19 protein-coding genes are annotated in these 23135 nt (G+C 68.5%); 8 read left to right on the top strand and 11 right to left on the bottom strand.

Annotated features, from left to right (window positions below):
* Positions 1-106 precede the first annotated feature (106 nt).
* Positions 107-1015, bottom strand: a complete 909-nt coding sequence (locus AC099J_RS11580) for a DUF429 domain-containing protein (protein ID WP_479615384.1) — start codon at positions 1013-1015, stop codon at positions 107-109.
* Between the two features lie 81 nt (positions 1016-1096).
* Between AC099J_RS11580 and AC099J_RS11585 the strand changes: the two genes are divergently transcribed.
* Both AC099J_RS11585 and arfB read left to right on the top strand, forming a co-directional pair.
* Positions 1097-3961, top strand: a complete 2865-nt coding sequence (locus AC099J_RS11585) for an aconitate hydratase (RefSeq protein ID WP_479615385.1) — start codon at positions 1097-1099, stop codon at positions 3959-3961.
* On the top strand, positions 3958-4383 hold the full coding sequence (gene arfB, locus AC099J_RS11590; protein WP_479615386.1) for an alternative ribosome rescue aminoacyl-tRNA hydrolase ArfB: 426 nt from the start codon (positions 3958-3960) through the stop codon (positions 4381-4383). Before AC099J_RS11585 ends, arfB begins: the two co-directional genes overlap by 4 nt.
* A gap of 25 nt (positions 4384-4408) precedes the next feature.
* On the opposite strand, the gene AC099J_RS11595 is transcribed toward arfB, so the two are convergent.
* Both AC099J_RS11595 and AC099J_RS11600 read right to left on the bottom strand, forming a co-directional pair.
* Positions 4409-4993, bottom strand: a complete 585-nt coding sequence (locus AC099J_RS11595) for a hypothetical protein (protein WP_479615387.1) — start codon at positions 4991-4993, stop codon at positions 4409-4411.
* Positions 4993-6153, bottom strand: coding sequence for an AAA family ATPase (locus AC099J_RS11600; protein ID WP_479615388.1), 1161 nt, complete (start codon positions 6151-6153; stop codon positions 4993-4995). Before AC099J_RS11600 ends, AC099J_RS11595 begins: the two co-directional genes overlap by 1 nt.
* A 140-nt stretch (positions 6154-6293) precedes the next feature.
* Between AC099J_RS11600 and AC099J_RS11605 the strand changes: the two genes are divergently transcribed.
* On the top strand, positions 6294-7970 hold the full coding sequence (locus AC099J_RS11605; protein WP_479615389.1) for a hypothetical protein: 1677 nt from the start codon (positions 6294-6296) through the stop codon (positions 7968-7970).
* A 34-nt stretch (positions 7971-8004) separates the two neighbouring features.
* Positions 8005-9264, top strand: a complete 1260-nt coding sequence (locus tag AC099J_RS11610) for an FAD-dependent monooxygenase (protein ID WP_479615390.1) — start codon at positions 8005-8007, stop codon at positions 9262-9264.
* A 60-nt stretch (positions 9265-9324) separates the two neighbouring features.
* On the opposite strand, the gene AC099J_RS11615 is transcribed toward AC099J_RS11610, so the two are convergent.
* Positions 9325-10770, bottom strand: a complete 1446-nt coding sequence (locus AC099J_RS11615) for an alpha/beta hydrolase family protein (RefSeq protein ID WP_479615391.1) — start codon at positions 10768-10770, stop codon at positions 9325-9327.
* Positions 10771-11031: 261 nt separating this feature from the next.
* Here AC099J_RS11615 and AC099J_RS11620 point away from each other — a divergent pair, with 261 nt between their 5' ends.
* A complete protein-coding gene (locus AC099J_RS11620; RefSeq protein WP_479615392.1) occupies positions 11032-11601 on the top strand; it encodes a CBS domain-containing protein in 570 nt (189 codons plus the stop codon).
* A gap of 21 nt (positions 11602-11622) precedes the next feature.
* Here AC099J_RS11620 and AC099J_RS11625 read toward each other — a convergent pair whose 3' ends face one another.
* A complete protein-coding gene (locus AC099J_RS11625) occupies positions 11623-13092 on the bottom strand; it encodes an amidase (RefSeq protein WP_479615393.1) in 1470 nt (489 codons plus the stop codon).
* A 165-nt stretch (positions 13093-13257) separates the two neighbouring features.
* Between AC099J_RS11625 and AC099J_RS11630 the strand changes: the two genes are divergently transcribed.
* A complete protein-coding gene (locus AC099J_RS11630) occupies positions 13258-13497 on the top strand; it encodes a CopG family transcriptional regulator (protein WP_479615394.1) in 240 nt (79 codons plus the stop codon).
* Entirely contained in the window at positions 13494-13928 is a 435-nt protein-coding gene (locus AC099J_RS11635) for a PIN domain-containing protein (protein WP_479615395.1), read from the top strand. The genes AC099J_RS11630 and AC099J_RS11635 overlap by 4 nt, the downstream gene beginning before the upstream one ends.
* A gap of 19 nt (positions 13929-13947) precedes the next feature.
* Here AC099J_RS11635 and AC099J_RS11640 read toward each other — a convergent pair whose 3' ends face one another.
* The 6 genes from AC099J_RS11640 to AC099J_RS11665 form a co-directional block, all read right to left on the bottom strand.
* Positions 13948-15069: a Gfo/Idh/MocA family protein gene (locus AC099J_RS11640; protein ID WP_479615478.1), complete on the bottom strand. Its 1122-nt coding sequence runs from the start codon at positions 15067-15069 to the stop codon at positions 13948-13950.
* An 80-nt stretch (positions 15070-15149) separates the two neighbouring features.
* Positions 15150-16205, bottom strand: a complete 1056-nt coding sequence (locus AC099J_RS11645; RefSeq protein WP_479615396.1) for a sugar phosphate isomerase/epimerase family protein — start codon at positions 16203-16205, stop codon at positions 15150-15152.
* A 64-nt stretch (positions 16206-16269) separates the two neighbouring features.
* Positions 16270-17205, bottom strand: a complete 936-nt coding sequence (locus AC099J_RS11650) for a substrate-binding domain-containing protein (RefSeq protein WP_479615479.1) — start codon at positions 17203-17205, stop codon at positions 16270-16272.
* 152 nt (positions 17206-17357) lie between these two features.
* Positions 17358-18368 carry an ABC transporter permease gene (locus AC099J_RS11655; RefSeq protein ID WP_479615397.1) on the bottom strand — a complete coding sequence of 337 codons (1011 nt, stop codon included), beginning with the start codon at positions 18366-18368 and terminating at the stop codon, positions 17358-17360.
* The gene (locus tag AC099J_RS11660) at positions 18355-19896 is read right to left on the bottom strand and encodes a sugar ABC transporter ATP-binding protein (protein ID WP_479615398.1); all 1542 of its coding nucleotides are present in this window, start codon (positions 19894-19896) and stop codon (positions 18355-18357) included. The genes AC099J_RS11655 and AC099J_RS11660 overlap by 14 nt, the downstream gene beginning before the upstream one ends.
* Positions 19893-21065 (bottom strand): ROK family protein, encoded by a 1173-nt coding sequence (locus AC099J_RS11665; protein ID WP_479615480.1) that lies wholly within the window; start codon positions 21063-21065, stop codon positions 19893-19895. The genes AC099J_RS11660 and AC099J_RS11665 overlap by 4 nt, the downstream gene beginning before the upstream one ends.
* Positions 21066-21465: 400 nt before the next feature.
* Here AC099J_RS11665 and AC099J_RS11670 point away from each other — a divergent pair, with 400 nt between their 5' ends.
* Positions 21466-23106 (top strand): AMP-binding protein, encoded by a 1641-nt coding sequence (locus AC099J_RS11670; protein WP_479615399.1) that lies wholly within the window; start codon positions 21466-21468, stop codon positions 23104-23106.
* The last annotated feature ends 29 nt before the right edge of the window (positions 23107-23135 follow it).

Below are 23135 nucleotides of genomic sequence, written 5' to 3' on the forward strand. Positions count from 1 at the left end.
TGCCCGCGTGAAGAGGCGGACTGCTGCCGATTCTGCAAGCGGGCTTCTTCGCAAATCGGCGCAATGCCGCAGCGCAGTTGCGCTGGATCCCTAGCGAATACGGCGCTCAGCGCCCCCGCGGTGCCGTCACGATCCAGCCCTCCAGCGGGTCCAGGTCTGCGGGCAGCCCGTACAGCGCATCCCCCGCCGCATGCCGGCTCTGTGCCCATGCGGCCTGCAGCAGGCACAGCACAGCGTCGAGCGCGTCACCACTGGCATCGGCCACCAGCGCATCGCGCTGTGCATGCGTCAGCTTCAGTCGCACGCCCAGGCGCAGCGGGCCGTACAGACCCTGGCCGTTCTCCAGCGCCGTGACCAGGTCCTTGCGCGCAATCAAACGCTCGGGGGTCTGCCTGGCCTTGTCATCGCTCTTGTAGCTGCGGCGCCCCTGCAGGCCGGCGGCGCTGCCCCAACCGTCCAGCACTTCGCGCGCCAGCAGGCCGGGGTAGGCCTCCAGCGCCACGCGGCGCCGGTCGCCCCCAGCTGACAAGCCTGGCAGGTGCACGCCCGCACCCAGCAGCAGCGGCACGCCGGCATGCAGCATCCAGGCGACCGGCGGGTTGACCCACTTCATTGAGGGGCTGGAGCCGGCTGGCCCGTCGGTGGCGCGGTGGGCAAACTTGCCGCCCGCCGGCCGCGCAGCGCAGAACGCCATGAACCGCTGGCGCAGCTCGGCACGTGAGAGGCTGGCGACATGGCGCATGCAGGCTGCCCAATCCAGCGGCCAGCCCATGGCCTGCACCAGTTCACGCGGCAGGCCGAACGGCAGGTCGAAGCCGCCGACCCAGTCGCCCGGCTGCGCCAGCCAGTCACCGAACGCGGCCAACTTGTCGAAACGCTCGAGCCGATGCAGCACCACGCGGCCGGCCAGCGCTTTGCCGATGGCCAGCACGATCGGCTTGCGCCGGCTGGGGCTGCTGCTGAAGTCGCAACCGATCAGCAGGGGAATATCGCGGGAGTCAGAGGCGTCGATCATGGCCGGAAGGTAGGATGGCCGCTCACTGTATCCACCGCTGCGGCGATGCACCGCAGCCTGCCTTTCACCAGGAGTTCCGGCATGCCCCACGCCTTCGCCAAGACCCGCAAGACCTTCACCACCGCCTCCGGCAAGACCGGGCAGTTCTATTCGCTGCCCGCGCTGGCCAAGACGTTTCCCAACGTCAGCCGGCTGCCGGTGTCGCTGCGCATCGTGCTCGAATCGGTGCTGCGCCACTGCGATGGCCAGCGCGTGACCGAAGACAACGTGCGCCAGCTGGCGAACTGGGCGCCGAATGCCGAGCGCACCGAAGAGATCCCGTTCGTGGTCGCACGCGTGGTGCTGCAGGACTTCACCGGCGTGCCGCTGCTGGCCGACCTGGCCGCCATGCGCAGCGTGGCCGCCAAGCTGGGCAAGCCCGTCGGCCGCATCGAGCCACTGGTGCCGGTGGACCTGGTGGTCGACCACTCCATCATGGTCGACTACTACGGCCGCAAGGACGCGCTGGACCTGAACATGAAGCTGGAGTTCCAGCGCAACCGCGAGCGCTACGAGTTCATGAAGTGGGGCATGCAGGCCTTCAAGACCTTCGGCGTGGTGCCGCCGGGCTTCGGCATCGTGCACCAGGTCAACCTGGAATACCTGGCGCGCGGCGTGCACCTGGGCAAGGATGGCGTCGCCTACCCGGACAGCCTGGTCGGCACCGACAGCCACACCACCATGATCAACGGCGTGGGCGTCGTGGCCTGGGGCGTGGGCGGCATCGAGGCCGAAGCCGCCATGCTGGGCCAGCCGGTCTACTTCCTCACGCCCGACGTGGTGGGCTTCGAGCTGACGGGCCACCTGCGCGAAGGCGTGACGGCCACCGATCTGGTGCTGACGGTCACCGAGATCCTGCGCCGCCACAAGGTGGTGGGCAAGTTCGTCGAGTTCTTCGGCGAGGGCACGCGCACGCTGGCCCTGCCCGACCGCGCGACGATTGCCAACATGGCGCCCGAGTACGGCGCCACGATGGGCTTCTTCCCGGTGGATGAGAAGACCATCGACTACTTCCAGGGCACAGGCCGCACCAAGGCCGAGATCGAGGCGTTCGAGGCCTACTTCCGTGCGCAGGGCCTGTTCGGCGTGCCGCGTGCGGGCGAGATCGACTACTCGCAGGTGGTCAAGCTCGACCTGGGCGACGTCACGCCCAGCCTGGCCGGGCCCAAGCGCCCGCAGGACCGCATCGAACTGGGCCAGGTGGCCGCGCAGTTCGCCAGCCTGTTCGCCAAACCCATCGCCGAAAACGGCTTCAATCAGCAGGCCGCCGTGCTGCACACCCGCCACCACGTGCGCAGCAGCGACGATCCAATGCTGGACAAGGTGCCGCAGAACCCGCCCACCCCCAGCGGCGCAGCGCGCCAGCTCATGGAGATGGAAGGCAACAAGCCGACGCTCGCCGCAGCCCAGCACGAGGCCGCCGCACAGCCGGCCAACGTGTCCGATGTCAGCATCGGCCATGGCGACGTCTTGATCGCCGCCATCACGAGCTGCACCAACACGTCCAACCCCAGCGTGCTGCTGGCCGCCGGCCTGCTGGCAAAGAAGGCCGTGGAAGCCGGCCTGAAGGTGCAGCCGCACATCAAGACATCGCTGGCGCCGGGCTCGCGCATCGTCACCGAATACCTGACCGAGGCCGGCCTCTTGCCCTACCTGGCCAAGCTGGGCTTTGCGCTGGCAGGCTATGGCTGCACGACCTGCATCGGCAACGCTGGCGACCTGACCCCCGAACTCAACGAGGTGATCACCAAGAACGACCTGGTGTGCGCGGCCGTGCTCTCGGGCAACCGCAACTTCGAGGCCCGCATCCACCCCAACCTGAAGGCCAACTTCCTGGCCAGCCCGCCGCTGGTGGTGGCCTACGCGATTGCAGGCACGGTGCTGAAGGACTTGATGACCGAGCCGGTCGGCAAGGGCAAAGGCGGCAAAGACGTGTACCTGGGCGACATCTGGCCGACCAGCGACGAGGTGCACGCGCTGCTGAAATACGCCATGAACGGCAAGGCCTTCCGCGCCAACTACGCCAAGGTCAAGACCGAGCCGGGCAAGCTGTGGGAGAAGGTGCTGGGCGTGGCCGGTGCCACCTACACCTGGCCAGCGAGCACCTACATCGCCGAGCCGCCGTTCTTCGCCGATTTTGCGATGGCCCCGCCGGCCGCGGGCGAGCCCGTTGCGGTGCGCGGCGCGCGCATCATGGCGCTGTTCGGTGATTCGATCACCACCGACCACATCTCGCCGGCCGGCTCGATCAAGGCCAGTTCGCCAGCCGGCCTGTGGCTGCAGGCGAATGGCGTGCAGAAGGCCGACTTCAACAGCTATGGCGCACGCCGCGGCAACCACGACGTGATGATGCGCGGCACCTTTGCCAACGTGCGCATCAAGAACCTGATGATTCCGCCCGGGGCCGATGGCTCGCGCGAGGAAGGCGGCGTGACGCTGTACCGGCCCGAAGACGGCGGTGCGGCTGAAAAGATGTTCATCTACGACGCGGCCATGCGCTACATCGCAGAGAAGCGCGCCACCGTGATCTTCGCGGGCGAGGAATACGGCACCGGCTCCAGCCGCGACTGGGCGGCCAAGGGCACGCAGCTGCTGGGCATCCAGGCCGTGGTGGCGCGCAGCTTTGAGCGCATCCACCGCAGCAACCTGGTGGGCATGGGTGTGCTGCCGCTGCAGTTCCAGCACGGCGAGAGCTGGGAGTCGCTGGGCCTGGTCGGCGACGAGCAGATCGACATCGTGCCGCAGGCCGACCTGGCACCGCGCAGCACGGCGAAGATGACCATCACGCGCGCCGATGGCAGCCGACAGGAAGTCGACCTGCTGCTGCGCATCGACACGCCGATCGAGGTCGACTACTACCGGCACGGCGGCATCCTGCCGTACGTGCTGCGGCAGCTGCTGGCGTGACGCCGGTGCCCGTGGTCATCGAGATCGACGAAGCCGAGGTCGAGACCACGGCCATCCGTGCGCAGGGCGCGGGCGGGCAGAACGTCAACAAGGTCTCCAGCGCGATCCACCTGCGCTTCGACATCCCGGCGTCCTCCCTGCCCGACGGGGTGAAGGAACGCCTGCTGGCCCTGCGCGACAGCCGCATCACGCAGGCCGGCGTGCTGGTGCTCAAGGCCCAGCAACACCGCACGCAGGAGATGAACCGGCTGGACGCGTTCACCCGGCTGCACGAGCTGGTCAACAGCGTGGCCGCGCCGCCCAAGACGCGGCGGGCGACCAAGCCGACGTATGGGTCCAAGCAGCGCCGGCTGGAGGGCAAGAGCCTGCGGGCGGACGTGAAGAAGGGGCGCGGCAAGTCGGCGCAGAACGACCTGTCATAGCCCGCGCCCGCCGGGTTGGAGCCGGTCAGGCCGATCGCAGGCGCTCCAGGCTTCGAATGGCGCGCTGCAGGCTCGGAGATCGCGCAGCGGCACGATGTGGGTTCCAGTGCTGCCGCGCGAAGCGGCCCATGTGCAGGTTGTAGCCTGACCCTGGCTTGCTGGGATCGACCGCAGAAACCACCTCCTGGCGGACCACGCGCCCTGCCTTGCGGGCCAGTGTCAGCACGTCGCGCTTGGCGTCCAATCTCTCGTCAGGCCGCGCTGGCAGTTTGTTGAGCGGTACACCGAAGAACGCCGAGAGTGCCTCATGGTCGGCCAGGAGCCAGCTTTCCGACTCAGAGACGGCGAGCCGAAGCAGGAAGTCGCGCGTGACTGCCGGCATCCAACGCGACAGCAGGTCCACCGGGCAACGACCGTCCGAGTCGGCAATGCACAGCACCGGATGCAATCGCGCCAGGTTGCGGTAGCGCGGCAGGGATTTGGTCAGATTGGAGACGCCTTTGGTATCGACGGCCGGCAGGGCAAGCGACCATCCCAGCACATCCGTCACCAGCCGTTCACCCAGGGCGCAGGACAGTGCGTCCTCGCCGATTACGAACATCTGGCGCATCAGAACAGGCCCATCTGCTCGATGCGCTCGGGCCGGGTCTTGGGCAGCATCACTTCTGCGGGATTGAGGCCGTTTTCCATCGCCAGCATCTCGCCGGCATCGGGCGCGCGCGCGGTTGACCCGTTCTCGCCAGGCTCCAACAGCAAGACGGAAGCAGGCTCCTGCACCGCTGCGATCAGGTTATCGCTGTGGGTGCTGACGATGACCTGCCGCAGGAACGAGCCCTTCTTGCGACTGCGCAGCACCCGGTCCACCATCAGTGGGATGTACTCGACGATGGCGTCGTTGAGGGACAGTTCGGGCTCCTCCAGCAGCAGCAGCCCGTCGCCCTCCTGAAGCGCCCAGAGCAAGCCGATGAGACGCAGCGTCCCGTCGGAAAACTGGTCTTCGCGTTGCCACGCGCCATGCTCTCGCCAGTGTTCGAACCGCGCTTCGAGATGCGGTGCGCCACTGGCCTCGTCTTTGGTGAATTGAAGCGCGGAGAACTGTGGAACGGCGGCGCTCAGCGCCAGCCGAATTCGCTTCAGCCGCGCTGCCTGCGTTTTCTTTGGCGTGCGTGCGATCCGCTGCAAAAGCCCCTGGCCGAACGGGTCGTTCTCCACGAGACGCCCGCTGATCTCATCACCGTGCTTCAGCAACTGCGGCACCAGGTGCAGATAGGTCGTAGCCGAGAAAAACTCAGCCAGCTCGCGAAAGCCCGCGTTGTTATTGATCTGCTCCAGATGCGTCTGGGTAAGCCGCACCGGATCATCGCGGTCGTGCGGACCGGGGCGCACCAGGATGTCTTTGCCATCGCGTCGGACAATCTCTCGTGTGATCAACACCCGCTGCATGCCCTTGCCTTCGGCTTTGAACGACAACACATAGCTCCAGCGTGGCAGCGCCGCGTCCGCAGCCTCGGACAGTTCCACTTCGATGCTGACCTCGGGATCCCTGCGCGCATGCAGGCTGCGTAACTTACTCAGGCCATGCCGATCCTTCAACGCCTTCTGCAATCCGCCACCGTCGGTTTGGGCCACCGTGCGCAAAAATCTGAAGACGTCGAGCAGGTTCGACTTGCCCGACGCATTCGCCCCGATCACGTAACTGCGCGCAGACAACGCGACGTCGGCATCGCGAAAATTGCGCCAGTTTTTCAGTATCAATCGGGTGATCAGCATTGCAGTCCTTCGTTGCCACGGCGGGTCGCGCCTAGCATTGGCTGATGGTACCTGTGCCCACTGCATCAAGGCGCTGACACCGTGGCAAAGCGGCGCCGCTGGCCCCTACACTGCGCCCACCCCGTCTGCCTCCACCGGCCATGCCCCATCACGACGACACGCAGCCCGCCGGCACAACCGCCGCGCCCTCCGTCAAACACCTCCGCCAGATCCTGCTGTGGCCGCTGCGCCTCCTGCCGCAACAGCCGCACGCCGGCGCCCAGGCCAAGCCCTGGGAACTGCTGGCCGCCATGGGCGAGCGCTCGCCCTGGCAGGAGGTGGTGGACGAATACACCGGCGACATCGGCAAGTTCCACGAACGGCACTACAACGAGTTCGTGACCTTTCTGCCCTACGTGCAGCGCTTTTTGTATGGCGAGGGGCGCGACCGCCGCAGCGCGACCGAGGGCACCAAGGCATCGCCGATGCGGGTGTTCCGCCGCCACGACATCGCCGCCGTGCGCCTCACGCCACGGCCCGGCGATGCGCCGATCCTGCTTTCCATCGTGCACGCGGATCTGTACTTCTTTCTGGATGTGGACCTGGTGCTGTTCAACCTGGAAGTCAGCGCCAGTGACCTCACACTCGCGCAGGCACAAGAGCTGCTCTACCGCTTCGGCCGCGGCTACCCGGCCGGCTGGGACACCCACGGCAAGGCGCTGCACTGCCTGGCGCAGGCCGAATGGCTGGACGCGCGCGGGCAGGTGCTGGCGCAGTCGGACGCGCACGACAGCGACGCCTTCCTCTCGCACGTGGCCGTGCACCGTGCGCCACGCATTGCCGCGCACTGGGCGCATATGCTGCAGCCCATGGTGGCCGACCATTCCGACAGCGAAGGCACGCTGCGGTTTCGCCAGATCGAGTACTACCGCATGCCGTTGATGGCCTACCTGGCGCTGGACAATCCGCGCGCCCTGAGCCGCTCGGACTTCGTGCGGCTGGGGCTGGTCACCGGCTCGGGTGGCGGCGATGCGTCGCTGCCTTACGGCGAAGACCACCTGGCCGACTTCGAGCAGCGCTTTTGCTACGACCGTTTCTGGAGCGACGGCGGCATCGCGCCACGCACGCGCTATCTGTGCAGCGGGCACTCCCTGGTGGTGGTGGGTGACGCGGCCTCGGTGTTCTACGGCTGCCGTGACCGCGGCGTGCTGGCGCAGTTTCGGCACCAGCATTTCCTGCTGTTTCTGATCGCGCATTTCCAGAAGGCTGCGCTGCTGATGACGTCGGACAAACTGGTCGAGGCGCTGCGCGATCTGGACATCGCCGACACCGACAGCGTGCGCCAGTTCAAGCGCGCCATCCGCAACAGCTTCGAAAGCTTTCTGCGCTTCACGCACCGCTATTGGTTCCATGAGATCTCCGAGCAGGCGCAGATGCGCGCGCTGTGGCACATGAGTGCGCGCCACCTGGGGCTGGACCCGCTGTACGACGAAGTCAAGGTGCGCATCGACGACATGAACCGGTACCTGGAGAGCGACAGCCTGCGCCGCCAGGCCAACACCGTCGTGCGGCTGACCGTCGTCACCATCTTCGGCCTGATCGGCACCGTGACCACCGGCTTCCTGGGCATGAACCTGCTGGCCGAGGCCGATGCGCCGCTCGCGCACAAGCTCACCGTGTTCGCGCTCGTGTTCAGCGCCACCACGGTGCTGACGGTCTACACCATGGTCAAGTCCAAGAAGCTGTCGGACTTTCTGGACGTGCTCTCCGACGAGCGCGCCACGGTGTGGCAGAAGTGCCTGGCGTTCGCTGCCGTGTGGCGGCGCAGCGACTCGTGAATACGGGTGGCGCGCAGCGCCGTAGGGAACTGAGATGCCGGTAAGCGGGGCGCCGCATCTGTTGATCGCCGGCGGCGGCATCGGCGGGCTCGCCGCCGCGCTGGCAGGCGCCCGCGCCGGCTGGGGCGTGCAACTGTTCGAGCGCGCTGCGGAGTTCAGCGAAGTCGGTGCCGGCATCCAGCTCGGCCCCAACGTCGTGCGCGTGCTGCAGGGCTGGGGCCAGGCGCCGGCGCTGCGGGAGGTGGCCGCCTTTCCGGCGCAGCTGCAGGTGCGCGATGCGCATGACGGCGCGGTGCTGGGCAGGCTGCGGCTGGCCGACATGCCGGCGCGCCACGGCGCCGCCTACGCCACCATCCACCGCGCCGACCTGCATGGCTTGCTGCTGGCGGCAGTGCGTGAGCGCGACACGGTGCAACTGCGCCAGCGCACTGCCGTGAGCGGCTTCGAGGCCTCGAGCGAGTCCGTGCGGCTGGCGACGCTGCAGGCAGACGGCACGGCCGGCCCGGTGTTCGAAGGCAGCGCGCTGATCGGCGCCGATGGCCTGTGGAGCCGCGTGCGCGAAGGCCTGCTGCACGACGGGCCGCCGCGCCTGTCGGGCCACCTGGCCTACCGTGCGCTGCTGCCGCAGACCAGCCTGCCGGCGGCACTGCGCAGCCAGGACGTGACGGCCTGGCTGGGCCCGCGGCTGCATGTGATCAGCTACCCAGTGCGCGCCGGCGCGGCGCTGAACGTGGTGGCCTTCGTGCATGGCCAGCCGCCGGGCGGTGACGCCAGCCCGGACGCACTGGCGCATTGGGACCACGGCACCAATGCCGTCGACCTGCGCGCCGCGCTGGCCGGTTGCGCCGCACCGCTGCGCGATCTGGTGCAGGCCATCGACCACTGGCGTCTGTGGATCATGAGCGACCGCCCGCCGATGACGGGTGCGCCCCAGCAGGCGCAGGGTCGGGTCGCACTGCTCGGCGATGCCGCGCACCCCATGCGCCCCTACCTGGCGCAAGGTGCCGGCATGGCGATCGAGGATGCTGATGTGCTGGGCAGCGTGCTGCAGCAGGCCGGCACGCGTGTTCCGGAGGTAGCGCAGGCGCTGGCCCGATATGCCGAGGGGCGCTGGCAGCGCAATGCGCGGGTGCAGGCCCGCGCCGAGCGCAACGGCCGCATCTTCCACGCCACCGGCCCCGTGCGCTGGGGGCGCAACCTGGCGATGCGCCTGCTCGGCGAGCGCCTGCTGGACATGCCCTGGCTGTACGGCCAGGCCAACTCGCAGGTCGCCCGGAGTGGCGGCCAAGGCTGAGGCCCTGGCGAGCCCGCGACCAAAACGGCGGCCCGGGCTGACGCCCCGCCGCCGGGACGGTCAGGGGCTGGCCGGGCAGGCCGTCGTCTGCGCTGCGATGACCCCGCGCAATGCCGTCGTGCTGCCGCTGTCGTCCGGCCCCAGCGTGTTGCGCGTGTACCTGCAGCCGTAGGTCGAGGCCGCCACCGTCGCCGGCGTCAGCACATCGTCGCCCCCGGGCACGACGCCCGTCTGCTCCCACTGCACCATCGCCTGGAAAGCCTCGACCTGCTCGGCCACCGTGAAGTCGCAATGCGAGATGCCGCGGATTGCCCGCTGCACCAGGCGCGCCCCGTTGCCCTTGGCCGACACGCGCTGGCGGTAGATCTGCTGCATGCTGAACGGCACGTACAGATCGCCCAGCGTGTGCAGGCTGACGACGGGGATGGCGATGTCGCCATTGGCCTTGGGGATCCATCGCAGGCCGTCGCGGCGCAGGCGGTTGGCGTCACGGTCGGCCGTCACCTTCTGCGCTTGTGCGTTGAGCGCGGCCGAGCCTGCTGCATCGCCAGCGATGGTGTAGGTGAAGCGATTGGTGTCCGTCACGTTCTTGTTGAGGATGCCGTTGACCGTGCCGTCGCGCCCGAAGGTGCCCCAGACCGGCGAGAACGAGCCGCCCACCGCCACACCCAGGTCGAACAGCGGACGGTCGCCGCCGGTCAGGTTCTCGACCACCGACATGAACTTCGCGCCGGTCGCCGTCGGCGTACCGGGGAAGGTCGTGAACAGTGTCGAGGTGACCTGCGTCGAGATGGCGGCCCAGTCGGTGATCGGGTGCTGTGGCACCCCGGCCAGCACCTGCGCCGTGACCTGCGCGCCGCTGAAGTAATCGAACAGCTCGGTATCGCCCATCACGCCGCACATCGGCACGGCGCCGTGGTAGCGCATCTTGTTGTTGGCCGTGGTGAGCGCTTCGTCCTCGATCGCGGCCGCCGTGACGTGCCCGCCCATCGAATGCCCGGTGATGTAGACGCGCCGGGGCGTCGCCAGCGGCCGGCCGTTGGTGGCGGCGATGCGGTTGAACTCCAGCGCCAGTGCGTTCGTGTCTTCCACGCCCGCGCGCACGTCGTAGAAATTCTTGGTGTAGCTGGAGGCCGCCCAGGCGTAGCCGTTCTGGATCAGGAACCGGCGGATAGAGGGGTTGGTGATGTTCAGCGTGTTGCCCTCGCCCGCGTAGCCGTGTGCATACATGACCAACGCGCCGTTCCAGTTGGCCGGCACCTCCACGCGGTAGCCGGCGCCGCCCAGCACACCGGCCCAGCGGCTCGTGCTGGCGTTGTCCACCGTGTCGCCGGCGGCAGCCGCCATGGCGGCAAAGGTGGTGGCCGTGGGGTTGGCGGGGACAAAGGCGACGCGGGTGTCCTGCAGGCGTGTCTCTTCGGGCGTGTTGTCGTCGTCACCGCCGCCGCAGGCGGCCAGGGTAAGGCCGACCGCCAAGGCCATCGTCGTGGCGCGTGTCAGATGCATGAGGTTGTCTCCGTTGGGGATGAGCGCCGCGCAGACCTGCGCGGCGCCGCAAGGCTATGCCCAAGTGCCTGGGTGCCTCGTCAGAAAATACCCGAAGACCGTGTCGCCAAAGTGCGTTTGACGGCCATGACACCCGGTCGCATACTGGCCTCGCAGCGCCGGGCGCAGGCACCTGGGAGCGGGCCTGCCCCACCCCGCCAGCGCGTCGCCCGCTCCCGCAGCACGTGAGGAAGCAACATGACCGGCACGAGTTTCAAAGCCATGACCACCCACCCCCTCGCGGCCAGTGCCGAGTTGACGCGCCCCGAGCCCGCGCGCGCCGTCACCCTGGCCTCGCCGGCGCTGGAGGTGATGACCGACTTCGAGACCATCCACCCGGTCACCACCACGCCGGAGACCAAGCTCTTCGCCGCCAACGAGACCATGCTGGCGCACCGCGTGCGGCTGCTGCTCGTGATCGGTGCGGATGGCCTGCTGTGCGGCATCGTCAGCACGCAGGACACGCTGGGCGAGCGGCCCATGCAACTGCGCCACCAGGGCAAGGGCAGCGTGTTCGACCTGACGGTCGGCGACTTGATGCACCCGCTGACCGAGCTCGGCGTGCTCGATCTGGCCGACGTGCGCCACGCCAATGTGGGCGATCTGGTGGCCACGCTCAAACGCACCGGGCGCCAGCATGTGCTGGTGCGCAGGCCCGGTGGGCCGGGGCAACCGCCGGCCATCCGCGGCATGTTCTCGGCCACGCAGATCAGCCGCCAGCTGGGCGCGCAGGTCGAGACCTTCGAGACTGCAAGGACCTTCGCGCAACTCGAAGCCTCGCTGACCCGCTGAGGGACGCGCTAACGGCGCGCACTACGCACACACATGCACGCCCGGCCGCAGGCCGCCGTTCCAGCGCCCGCCGATCGCCTGCTCGATCTGCGCGGCCAGCTGCAGCAGCAGCCCGTCGTTGGCTTGCCGCGCCTGGGCCTGAATGCCGAGCGGCAGGCCGTTTTCCTGCGCCGCCAGCGGCAGCGAGATGCCGGGCAGCCCGCACAGGTTGGCCAGCGGCGTGTAAGCAAAGTTCTTCCACAGATGGGCGAACCAGTCGTGCACGGAAGGGTTGGTGCTGGTCGTCAGGTATTCGCTGGTGCCCACCAGCGGCGTGGGCAACGCGGTCACCGGCGTGAGGATGATGTCCCAGTCTTCGAAGAACGCCCCGAACGCGCGCGAGGTGCTGTTGAACACAGCTTGCATCTGCGCCCGCTCGCTGAACGAGGTGTGCAGCCCGGCTTCCCAGATCTTGATGTTGATCGGCTCCAGCAGATCGGGCGGCGGCCGATCGTGGCCCAGCCGGGCGATCTGGCCGGCGATCACCTGGGCGAAGTTGCTGATGTAGCACAGCGTCTGCGCGTCGAACGCGGCGCGAAAGTCCACCTGCGGCAGCGCCCATTCGACCCGGTGGCCCAGGCCTTCGAGCAGGCGGCCCACGCGCTCCAGCTCGGCCACGAAATGCGGCGTGGCACGGTAGTCGCCCCACTCATGCGAGAGCGCGATGCGCAGCCGGCCGGGGTCGCGCTGGATGAGTTGGCTGTAGGGCTCGGCCGGCGACCAGAACGGCATGAACTCGCCCGGCGCGCCGCCGCGGCAATGGTCGACGAAGGCCGCCGTGTCGCGCACGGTGCGGCTCTGGCAGCCCTGGCTGGAGACCAGGCCCGACAGGTCCGACAGGCTTGGGGCCAGCGAGAACACGCCGCGCGAAACCTTCAGCCCGATGTTGCCGTTGACACCGGCCGGGATGCGGATGGAGCCGCCGCCATCGGTGGCGTGCGACATCGGCAGCACACCGGCTGCAACCACGGCCGCCGTACCGGCCGAAGAGCCGCAGGTCGTGTAGTCCAGATCCCAGGGGTTGCGCGTGACGTACAGCGAGTTCTCCGCCGAGCTGCAGACGCCGAACTCCGGCGTGGTGGTGCGGCCCATGATGTTCAGCCCGGCCTTGCGGATCCGGCCGGTCAAAAAGCTGTCCTGCGCCGGCCGGTGGCCCTGCATCAGCAACGAGCCGAATTCCTGCAGCCGGCCGGCCAGCGTCGGGCCCAGGTCCTTCATCAGGTAGGGCACGCCGGCAAACGGGCCTGCCAGATCGGTGCCATTGCCCGCAGGGTCGGCCACGGCATCGTCGAAGACCTCGACCACGGCACTGAGCGCTGGGTTGGTGAGGGCGATGGCCGCCGATGCCTGCGCGGCCAGTTCGGCGGCACTGACATCGCCCTGCCGCACCCGCGCGGCGAGTGCCACTGCGTCGTGGTCTGCCCATTCCTCCCAGCTCATGGCCAACGTCATCAGCGCGCTCCGATTCTCTTGAAGTGATGTGGCGCCTGCGGCGCCGCGAGGATGCCGAGTATCGCGGGGCGCGCGCCGGGAGGAGGAAGCGGGGAGGCGACCCGGCTGCGGACCGCGTGCCGAAGCGCTAGCATCTTGGGGACCAAACACCGAAACGAGGTTCGCGTGAGCCGCCAGACCATCACCCTGTCCGATCCCCGCGATTGCGCGCTCAAAGAAGCATCGGCTCAGCGTGGCACAACCATGGGGCAACCGATAGAGGAAAGCCCGGAGTGCGATGGCTTCGGGCTGCAGGCGAGCGCGCCGGACTTGGTGCGGCGCGCTCGCACGCACAGCGCATTGACCGAAGCGCAAGCCATGGCCGTCGCGCAGGAACACGTTCGCGCGGTGCGCAGCAAGAAGTGACAGCGCGCATCGCCATCATCGACACCCATGTCGTGGTGGCCGGTCTGCTGACCAAGCACGCGCACTCGCCGGTCGCGCGGATTCTCGACAGCATGATCACGGGGGCCCTTGCCTTCGCAATGTCCGAGGCCTTGGTCGCCGAATACCGCAACGTGCTGGTACGCCCACCGCATCGCAAGCAGCATGGCCTGTCGGTCGCAGAAGTCGAAATGCTGCTGACCGACCTGGTGCAGCTCGCCATCCTCGTGGAACCGCGGCTGGCCGCTGCAGCACCGGATGCGGGCGACCAGTTGCTCTGGGAACTGCTCGCCGCCCGGGCCGACCTGATCCTCATGACGGGCGACAAACTGCTGCTGCTGCTGCAGGACCAGGGCATGGCTGGGCGAGTGGTGACGCCGCTGGCTTTCTGCAGCAGCTGGCCCGCCGCCTGAACCGCCGCTCGCGCGGCGTTCAGTCGACCGCCACCCAGCGGCCATCCTGCCCATGGCTCTGCAGCACCGCATCGATGAACCGGTGCCCCGCCACCCCGTCGTCCACGGTCGCCACGTCCAGCGCCAGCGCATCCGCCGCCCGCCCTTCGATGCGCGCGTGGATCAGCTCCGCTGCATCGTGGTAGACCTGCGCGAACGCCTCAAGATAGCCCTCGGGATGCCCCGCCGGCACACGCGTGGCGTGCTGCGCGGCGGTGCTGTCCACGCGGCCGCGCGTGAGCTTTTGCGCGGCGCCGGCGAGGGGCGTGAACACCAGCGCGTTCGGCTCTTCCTGGTCGAACGCGATGGATGCCTCGGTGCCGAACACGCGCAGGCGCAGCGCATTCTCACAACCGGCCGCGACCTGGCTGGCCCACAGCAGGCCGCGCGCGCCGTTGGCGTATCGCAGCATCATCTGCACATGGTCGTCGAGCACGCGGCCGGGCACGAAGCTGGTCAGCTCGGCCGCCAGATGGCTGGGGGCCATGCCGGTGACGAAGCAGGCAAGCTGGTACGCGTGCGTGCCGATGTCGCCCAGGCAGCCCGCCGGGCCGGCCTGCGCGGGGTCGGCGCGCCAGGCGGCCTGCTTGTTGCCGGTCTGTTCTTCGGCGCGGGTCAGCCAGTCCTGCTGGTATTCGGCCTGCACCAGGCGGATGGTGCCGAGCGCGCCGCTCCGCACCAGGTGCCGCGCGTGGCGCACCATGGGGTAGCCGGCGTAGGGATGCGTCAGCGCGAACACGCGGTCGTGCGCCTTCGCCAGCCGGGCAAGCTCTTCACCCTCGGCCAGCGACACGGCCAGCGGCTTGTCGCAGATCACATGCAGGCCGGCCTGCAGCGCGGCGCTGGCCATGGGGGCATGCAAATGGTTGGGGGTGACGATGGCCACGACCTCGGCACCATCGGGCCGGGCGGCCTCGGCGCGGATCAGCTCGCGCCAGTCGGCATAGCTGCGATCGGCCGGCAGGTGGATGGCGGCGGCGCTGGCAGCGGCGCGCGCGGGGTTGGACGACAGCGCGGCGGCGACCAGCTCATAGCGGTCGTCCAGCCGCGCGGCCATGCGATGCACGGCGCCGATGAAAGCGCCCTCGCCGCCGCCGAGCATGGCCAGGCGCAAACGCCGGGGTGTCGATCCGTTGCTCGGCCCGCTGTGCGGCTGGGCACCTTCAGGCGGCAATGGATTGCTCATCGCCCGATCCCCATCAGCTGGCGCAGGGCAGCCCGGTCCACGCCGCTGCCGGCGAAATCATCGAACGCCCGCTCGGCCACGCGGATGATGTGGCGGCGGATGAACTCTGCACCTTCGCACGCGCCGTCTTCAGGGTGCTTGAGCGCGCATTCCCACTCCAGCACAGCCCAACCGGCAAAGTCGTGCTGGGCCAGCTTCGAGAAGATCGCGCCGAAGTCGATCTGCCCGTCGCCCAGCGAGCGGAAGCGCCCGGCCCGCTCGACCCAGCCGCTGTAGCCGCCATAGACGCCCTGGCGGCCGTTGGGCCGGAACTCGGCGTCCTTCACGTGGAAGGCCTTGATGCGCGGGTGGTAGATGTCGATGAAGGCCAGGTAGTCGAGTTGCTGCAGCACGAAGTGGCTGGGGTCGTAGAGGATGTTCGCGCGCGGATGGTTGCCTACCGATTCCAGAAAGCGCTCGAAGCTCACACCGTCGTGCAGGTCTTCGCCCGGGTGCAGCTCGAAGGCTGCGTCCACGCCGTGGTGGCCGAGCTTGTCGAGGATGGGCCGCCAACGCTTCCCCAGTTCGGCGAACGCCTCTTCCACCAGCCCGGCCGGCCGCTGCGGCCAGGGGTAGAGGTAGGGCCAGGCGAGAGCGCCCGAGAACGTGGCGGTCGCCTTCAGGCCTAACCGCTCGGACGCCTCGGCCGCCAGGTGCATCTGCCGCATTGCCCAGTCCGTCCGCGCCGCGGGCTTGCCACGCACGGCCTCCGGCGCGAAGCCGTCGAACAGGCTGTCATACGCCGGGTGCACCGCCACCAGCTGGCCCTGCAGGTGCGTGGACAGCTCGGTGATCGCCAGCCCGTGCGACCTCAAAGTGCCCGCCACCTCATCGCAATAGGTCTGGCTGGCTGCCGCTTTCTCCAGGTCGATGATGTGCGGCGCCGTGGGCAACTGCACGCCTTCGTAGCCCAGGCCGGCGGCCCAGGCGCCCAGGTGGTCCAGCGTGTCGAAGGGCGCTGCATCACCCATGAACTGGGCGAGGAAGATGGCGGGGCCTTGGATGGTTTTCATGTCGGTGGTCCGTTGCGCTTGCGCCTGGTTTCACGCCCTCCCCTCGCCGGGGAGGGCTCGTCCATCAGAACGGCGAGTTCGGGTGGTAGAAGTCCTTGGCGTTGTCCTTGGTGATCAGCACCGACGGGATGATCGTCGTTGCCGGCAGCTTTTCGCCCTTCAGGCGCGCCTCGGCCGTCAGCTTGATCGCGTCGTAGATGAACTTGGGCGAGTAGCTCACGTCGGCCGCAATGCGCGGGTCCTTCGCGTCCATGATGGTCTTGACCATGCCCTTGGCGCCGGCGCCGCCGAACACCACCTTGATATCGGTGCGCTTGGCCTGCTCGATGGCTTTGAGGACGCCCACCGCCATGTCGTCGTCCGCAGCCCACACCGCGTCGATCTGCTTGAAGCGCGTCAGGTAATCCTGCGTGACCTTGAACGCGTCGTCGCGGTTCCAGTTGGCGTACTTGGCGTCCAGCAGTTTGATGTCGGGGTGGTTCTTCAGCACCGCGTTGAACGCGTCCATGCGCTCGTTGTCCAGCGTGGTGGCGATGCCGCGCAGGGCGACCACGTTGCCCTTGCCGCCCAGAGCCTTGGCGATGTACTCGGCGGGGATCTTGCCGAAGGCCGTGTTGTCGCCGGCGACGTACGCGTCCTGCGCGCTGGTGTCGGTCAGGCCCCGGTCGACCACGGTCACATACGCGCCCTTGGCCTTCACCTGGGCGACGGGCTTGGTCAGCGCAGCCGACTCGAACGGGAACACGACCAGCGCGTTGATCTTGGAGACCGTCGACAAATCCTGCAGCTGGTTCGCCTGCTCGGGCGCGTTGGCAGCAGTCTTGATGGTGATCTTCAGGTCCTTGTGCGCCTTCTCCAGGTCCTTCTTGGCCTGGTTGGCCCAGTAGTTGATGCCGCCCATGAAGCTGTGGGTCGCGGCCGGGATGGACACACCGAGGTGCACTTTTTCGGCGGCAAAGGTCGGCATTGCGAAGGCGGCTGCGGCAGCGATGGCCGTCATGGTGAGGCGTCTGGAAATCATGCGGAGTCTCCTTGTGGTGGTTGGGAACGGAAAAACATGCGGCCGAGCGCCGGGCCGCCCCAAGCCGGCCGCGCCTCCCCCCCGGGGGGTGGAGTTACACGACCGAAGGGAGTGAAAAGCCGGGGGGCCATTTATCTTCTGCCGCGCTGCAGGAACGCGACGACGATGATCACGATGCCCTGCACGGCAGCGTTCAAATACACGCTGATGATGCTGGTCAGGTTCAAGATGTTGCTGATGACCGAGAGCAGCACGGCGCCGACCACGGTGCCCGTGATGCTGCCCGCGCCACCCTTCAGCGCCGTGCCGCCCACGATCACGGCGGCAATCGCCTCCAGCTCCCACAGCAGCCCGGTGGTCGGCGAGGCCGAGCCCAGGCGCGGCACGTAGAGCAAGGTGGCAATGCCCACGCAGATGCCCAGCAGCATGTAGGTCTGGATCTTCACGCGGTCCACCGCGACGGCGGCGTAGCGGGCCACCTGCTCGTTCGAGCCGATGGCCTGCACGTAGCGACCATAGGCCGTGCGGTTCAGGATCACGCCGCCGGCCAACGCGACGAGCAAAAAGACCCAGACCGGCAACGGCACCCCCAGGAAGCTCGCGTAGTAGACCGGCGCGTACAGGTCTGCCAGATCGTTGTCCAGCGTGATCGCGCCGCCATCTGCCGCCCAGGTCAGGTAGGCGCGGAAGATGCCCAGCGTGCCCAGCGTCACGATGAAGGGCTCGATGCGGCCCTTGGTGATGAGCAGCCCGTGCGCCAGCCCGAAGGCCGCGCCCAGCACCACGGCCAGCGTGGCGCCCAGCACCACGGCCAGCATCGGCGAGCCGGTCATCGGCCCCATGGCGTTGATGAACATGATCACGCAACCGGCGATCAGCGCGGCCATCGAGCCCACCGACAGATCGATGCCGCCCGAGATGATCACGAAGCACATGCCCACCGCGATGATGCCGATGAAGGCCGTGCGTGTGAGCACGTTCATGGCGTTGTCGTAGGTGGCGAAATCGCTGTTCAGCGACGTGCCGGCGATGCACAGCAGCACCAGGCCCAGCACCGGGCCCCAGCCCTGCAACCAGCGGCTGCGGCGCGCTTTGGCGGCATGCCGGCTTTCGGCGGCGGCGGGTGCATCAGTGGTCGACATGGCTCAGACTTTCTTCAACGGCACCCGTGGCGTGGGCGATCAAGGTTTCTTCGGACAGGCCATCGGCATCCAGCGTGGCGACCAGGCGGCCGGCGCGCATCACGGCCACGCGATGCGCCAGGCCGATCAGCTCCATGAGCTCGGACGACACCACGACCACCGCCAGGCCACCGCGTGCCAGCTTCTGCACCAGCTCGTAGATCTCGCGCTTGGCGCCCACGTCCACGCCGCGCGTGGGCTCGTCCAGCACCACCACGCGCGGGGCGGGGTGCAGCACGCGGGCCAGTGCCAGCTTCTGCTGGTTGCCGCCGGACAAGGCAGAGGCCGGCACGTCGAGCGACCCGGTGCGGATGCCGAACTCGCGCACGGCCTCGGCCAGCGCGGTGCGTTCCTCGGCCGGCTTCAGCCAGGGTTTGGCGTAGCGCGCCAGCGCCATCAGCGTCAGGTTCTCGCGCAGGCCCATGTGCACATGCAGACCCTTGCCCTTGCGGTCTTCGCTGAGATAAGTCAGGCCATCGTCGGCGGCGGCGCGCGGGGTCGGCCAGCCGCCGTCACCGGGCACTGTGCGCTCACCCATCCAGACCTGGCCTTGCGCCGGCCGCAGGCCCAGCAGGCCTTCGAACAGCTCGGTGCGCCCGGCGCCGACGAGGCCAGCGAAGCCCAGGATCTCACCGGGCCGCACCTCGAATGCAATGTCGTGCGCCCAGCCCGGCACGGTGACACCCTGCACGCGCAGGGCCGGTGCGCCGACCGTCGGTCGGGCGTCGCGCGCGGGGTACAGGTCGGCGATCTCGCGGCCGACCATCAGGTTGGCCATGGCGTGGCGCGTCAGCCCCTGTGTGGGCTGCTGCGTGATGAAGCGGCCATCGCGCATCACCACGACTTCGTCCGTCACGCGCTCCACTTCGTCGAGCTTGTGCGAGATGTAGACGATGGTCACGCCCTGCGCGCGCAGCTGCGCGATCAACGCGAAGAGGCGCTCGGTCTCGCTGGCCGTCAGCGTGGCCGTGGGCTCGTCCATGATCAAGAGGCGGGCCTTGCGGGCCACGGCCTTGGCGATCTCCACCAGCTGCTTCTCGGCGACGATGAGGTCGCGCAGCTTGGTAGCGGGCGGCACGTCCAGCCCCACCTGGGCCAGCGCGACAGCGGCCTCGCGGTCCATCGCGGCATCGTCGAGAAACCAGCCGCGTTTGCGCTCATGGCCCAGGAACATGTTCTGCGCCACCGTCAGGTCGTCCGCCAGGTTGAATTCCTGGTGGATCAGCACGATGCCCAGCGCCTCGGCGTCGCGCGGGCCGGTGAATCGCCGCTCCTCACCGTTGATGCGCAGCACGCCGCCGGTGGGCATCTCGTGACCGGCCAGGATCTTCATCAGCGTGGACTTGCCGGCGCCGTTCTCGCCCAGCAGGCCGACCACGCGGCCAGGCGTCAGCGTGAATTGCACTCCGTGCAGCACCTGCACCGGGCCGAAGGATTTGTCGATGCGGTCGAAGTCGACGCCGACGCCTTCCGTGGTCTGTGGGGTCATGGGGCAATACCTCTCACGCGCAGGGTTTCGCACAAGGCCAGCGCGCCCGCGCCGACCACACCGCCCTGCCCCGCCAGCGGCGCGTATTGCACCTCCAGATGCCGCGTGGAGAGGGCCAACGAGCGCTGGTAGACGCTCTGCCGCACCGCCGCCAGGAACAGCGGCCCGATGCGCGTGATGCCGCCGCCCAGGAACACATGCGAGGGGTTGAAGAAGTTGACGACCGAGGCCAGCATCTGCCCGATCAAATGCCCGGCGCGCTGGATGATGCGGTTGGCCGCCGCGTCGCCTGCGCGGCTGGCGGCGCCCACGGCTTCGGCGTCGAGCATGCCGCGCTCGGCCAGCACCGCCGCCAGCGCCGGGCTCTCACCCGACTCGGCCGCAGCCGTCGCCTGCCGCACGATGGCCGGCGCGGCCGCCATGGCCTCCACACAGCCCCGGTTGCCGCAATGGCAGCGCTGGCCCTCCACGTCCACGCAGATGTGGCCCACATCGCCCGCCGAGCCGGTCGCGCCCCGGTACACGCTGCCGTGGCACACGATGCCGCAGCCGATGCCGGTGCCCACCTTGATGACGATGAAGTTGGGCAGCGTGCGCTGCAGACGCCATAGCTCGCCCAGCGCCATGAGGTTCACGTCGTTGTCCACGAACACCGGCGCGCGGTACTCGTCGCGCAGAAAGTCGCGGATGGAGAACTGGTCCCAATCGGGCATCAGCGGCGGGCTGACGAGCTGCCCAGCGTCGAAGTTGACCGGCCCCGGCACGCCGACGCCGATGCCCAGCACCTGGCTCGCCCGGCCCTTGCTGCGGGCCAGCAGTTCGCGCATCAACACCGCCGCACGGGCCAGCACCACGCCCGGGCCCTGGCGGCGCACGTCGATGTCTTCCTCGTGCTGGGCGACCACGCTGAGGTCGGGCCGCAGCACGGCGACGGTGAGGCTGGTGGCGCCGATGTCCACGCCCAGCAGCAGGCCCAGGCCATGGTGCAGCCGCAGCGTCTCGGCGGGGCGGCCGCCTTGCGAGGGTTGCAGGCCGGCCTCTTCGAGCAGGCCCTGGTCGATCAGCCCGGCGATCAACGTCTTGCCCTTGCTGGACGAGAAGCCCAGTGGCGCGGCCAGCGCGTGGCGCGAGCTGCCGGGCGACCAGAAGGCCGATTCCAGCACGCGCATTTCGTCCGCGGTGATGCTCTGCCAGGGTGTCAAGCCTGTGTCTCCTACTGGTTTTTTGTGGGGGAACGCAGGCGGATACTAGGCTGGGGGGTTTGGCTCTACAAGACCCAAGTTAGGGTTGGATTTGGCCGAAGGGTGGACGGGGCGCAGAGCTTGGCTGAGCGTGCACCGAGCGCACGATGTATAGGTGGTTTATGAAAGTTATGGAAATTTCATAACTTTCCTAATTTCCCTACATTCGCCGCGCAGAAGCTCCTTGCGCGTGCGCTTCGACCGGCTGACGCCGCCGTCTGTTCAGTCGCCACGCAAACCGCGCAGACAGAGGGCAGACACGGGTGACGACCGCCGCGTTCTCGACCAAGATCGCCCGTCGCCACTTTCCCGCCACCGAGGACCCTCCATGCACCCCCAACCCTGGCTCGCCACCTACCGCGCCCTCGCCATCCCCGCCGACATCGATGCCGACGCCTATCCGTCTGTCGTGCACCAGATGGAAGCCGCCATGGCCCGCTTCGCCGCGCTGCCGGCCTTTCGCGCGTTCGGCCAGACGCTGACCTACGCCGATGTCGACCGCCAGTCCGCCGCGTTCGCCGCCTGGCTGCAGCACAAGCTGGGCGTGCAGCGCGGCGACCGCATCGCCGTGATGTGCCCGAACTTCCTGGCGTTTCCCATCGCGTTCCTCGGCATCGCCCGCGCCGGGGCCGTGCAAGTCAACGTGAACCCGCTGTACACGCCGCGCGAGCTGGAGCACCAGCTCAACGATTCGGGCAGCCAGACCATCCTGATCTTCAACGGCGCCACGCCCACGCTGGCCGAAGTGGTTGGCAAGACCGGCATCCGCACCGTCATCACGGTGGCGCCGGGCGATGGCACCAGCGCCACCCTGCCCAGCCCGCCGGTCGATGCGCGGCTGGTCGGCAGCATTCCCTTTGCCACCGCGCTGGCCGAGGGCGCCGCCCTGCAGCGCACGCCCGTCGAGTTGCACGGCGACGACCTGCTGTTCCTGCAGTACACCGGCGGCACCACCGGCCTGTCGAAAGGCGCCTGCCTGTCGCACCGCAATCTGGTCGCCAACACCGAGCAGTTCAAGGCCATGATGCCGGACGCATTGCGACCGGGGCAGGAGGTGATCGTCACGGCCATTCCGCTCTATCACATCTTCGCGCTGATGGTGAACTTCATCACCTACTTCTCGGTCGGCGCGGACAACTGGCTGGTGGCCAATCCGCGCGACATGGACGGCTTCGTCGACGTGCTGAAGCAGGCGCGGCCCAGCGTCTTCATGGGCGTGAACACGCTGTACGCCGGCCTCACCATGCACCCGCGCCTCGGCGAGGTCGACTTCTCCAACCTGCGGCTGGCCGGCGGCGGCGGCGCGGCCATCGTGGGCACCGTCTCGGCACGCTGGCAGGCCATCACGGGGCAGATGATCCGCGAGGGCTACGGCCTGTCGGAGACATCGCCGGTGGTGTCGTTCAACCCGGCGTCGATCCGCGAGTTCAACGGCACGACCGGGCTGCCGCTGCCGGGCACCGACATCCAGCTGCTCGATGACGAGGGCGCTGCGGTGCCGGTCGGCCAGTCCGGCGAGATCTGCGTCAAAGGCCCGCAGGTGATGCGTGGCTACTGGAACCAGCCTGAGGCCAACGCCGCTGCTTTCATGGCCGACGGCTACTTCCGCACCGGCGACGTGGGCCTGTTCGATGCGCAGGGCTTCCTCAAGATCGTGGACCGCAAGAAGGACATGATCCTCGTGTCGGGCTTCAACGTGTACCCCAACGAGATCGAGGCCGTGGCCACCGCCTGCCCCGGCGTGGCCGAATGCGCCTGCGTGGGCGTGCCGGACGAGAAGACCGGCGAGGCGGTGAAGCTGTTCGTCGTGCGCGCGCCCGGGGCCACCGTGACCGAGGCCGAGGTGCACGCCTTCTGCCGCAAGGAGATGACGGCGTACAAGGTGCCCCGGATCGTGCAATTCATCGACGCGCTGCCCAAATCGACGGTGGGCAAGATCCTGCGGAGATCGCTGCGCGACGTGGCTTGATCCGATCGCACGGCGGGGCTGGTGCAGCC

This window comes from Rhodoferax sp. RT4P68, from assembly GCF_056521305.1.

Excerpts from the sequence above, each read along its gene's own strand:
- AC099J_RS11580 (WP_479615384.1), bottom strand. The coding sequence starts at position 1,015 with ATGATCGACGCCTCTGACTCCCGCGATATTCCCCTGCTGATCGGTTGC.
- AC099J_RS11585 (WP_479615385.1), top strand. The coding sequence starts at position 1,097 with ATGCCCCACGCCTTCGCCAAGACCCGCAAGACCTTCACCACCGCCTCC.
- AC099J_RS11595 (WP_479615387.1), bottom strand. The coding sequence starts at position 4,993 with ATGCGCCAGATGTTCGTAATCGGCGAGGACGCACTGTCCTGCGCCCTG.
- AC099J_RS11600 (WP_479615388.1), bottom strand. The coding sequence starts at position 6,153 with ATGCTGATCACCCGATTGATACTGAAAAACTGGCGCAATTTTCGCGAT.
- AC099J_RS11605 (WP_479615389.1), top strand. The coding sequence starts at position 6,294 with ATGCCCCATCACGACGACACGCAGCCCGCCGGCACAACCGCCGCGCCC.
- AC099J_RS11610 (WP_479615390.1), top strand. The coding sequence starts at position 8,005 with ATGCCGGTAAGCGGGGCGCCGCATCTGTTGATCGCCGGCGGCGGCATC.
- AC099J_RS11615 (WP_479615391.1), bottom strand. The coding sequence starts at position 10,770 with ATGCATCTGACACGCGCCACGACGATGGCCTTGGCGGTCGGCCTTACC.
- AC099J_RS11620 (WP_479615392.1), top strand. The coding sequence starts at position 11,032 with ATGACCACCCACCCCCTCGCGGCCAGTGCCGAGTTGACGCGCCCCGAG.
- AC099J_RS11625 (WP_479615393.1), bottom strand. The coding sequence starts at position 13,092 with ATGACGTTGGCCATGAGCTGGGAGGAATGGGCAGACCACGACGCAGTG.
- AC099J_RS11640 (WP_479615478.1), bottom strand. The coding sequence starts at position 15,069 with ATGCTCGGCGGCGGCGAGGGCGCTTTCATCGGCGCCGTGCATCGCATG.
- AC099J_RS11645 (WP_479615396.1), bottom strand. The coding sequence starts at position 16,205 with ATGAAAACCATCCAAGGCCCCGCCATCTTCCTCGCCCAGTTCATGGGT.
- AC099J_RS11650 (WP_479615479.1), bottom strand. The coding sequence starts at position 17,205 with ATGACGGCCATCGCTGCCGCAGCCGCCTTCGCAATGCCGACCTTTGCC.
- AC099J_RS11655 (WP_479615397.1), bottom strand. The coding sequence starts at position 18,368 with ATGTCGACCACTGATGCACCCGCCGCCGCCGAAAGCCGGCATGCCGCC.
- AC099J_RS11660 (WP_479615398.1), bottom strand. The coding sequence starts at position 19,896 with ATGACCCCACAGACCACGGAAGGCGTCGGCGTCGACTTCGACCGCATC.
- AC099J_RS11665 (WP_479615480.1), bottom strand. The coding sequence starts at position 21,065 with ATGCGCGTGCTGGAATCGGCCTTCTGGTCGCCCGGCAGCTCGCGCCAC.
- AC099J_RS11670 (WP_479615399.1), top strand. The coding sequence starts at position 21,466 with ATGCACCCCCAACCCTGGCTCGCCACCTACCGCGCCCTCGCCATCCCC.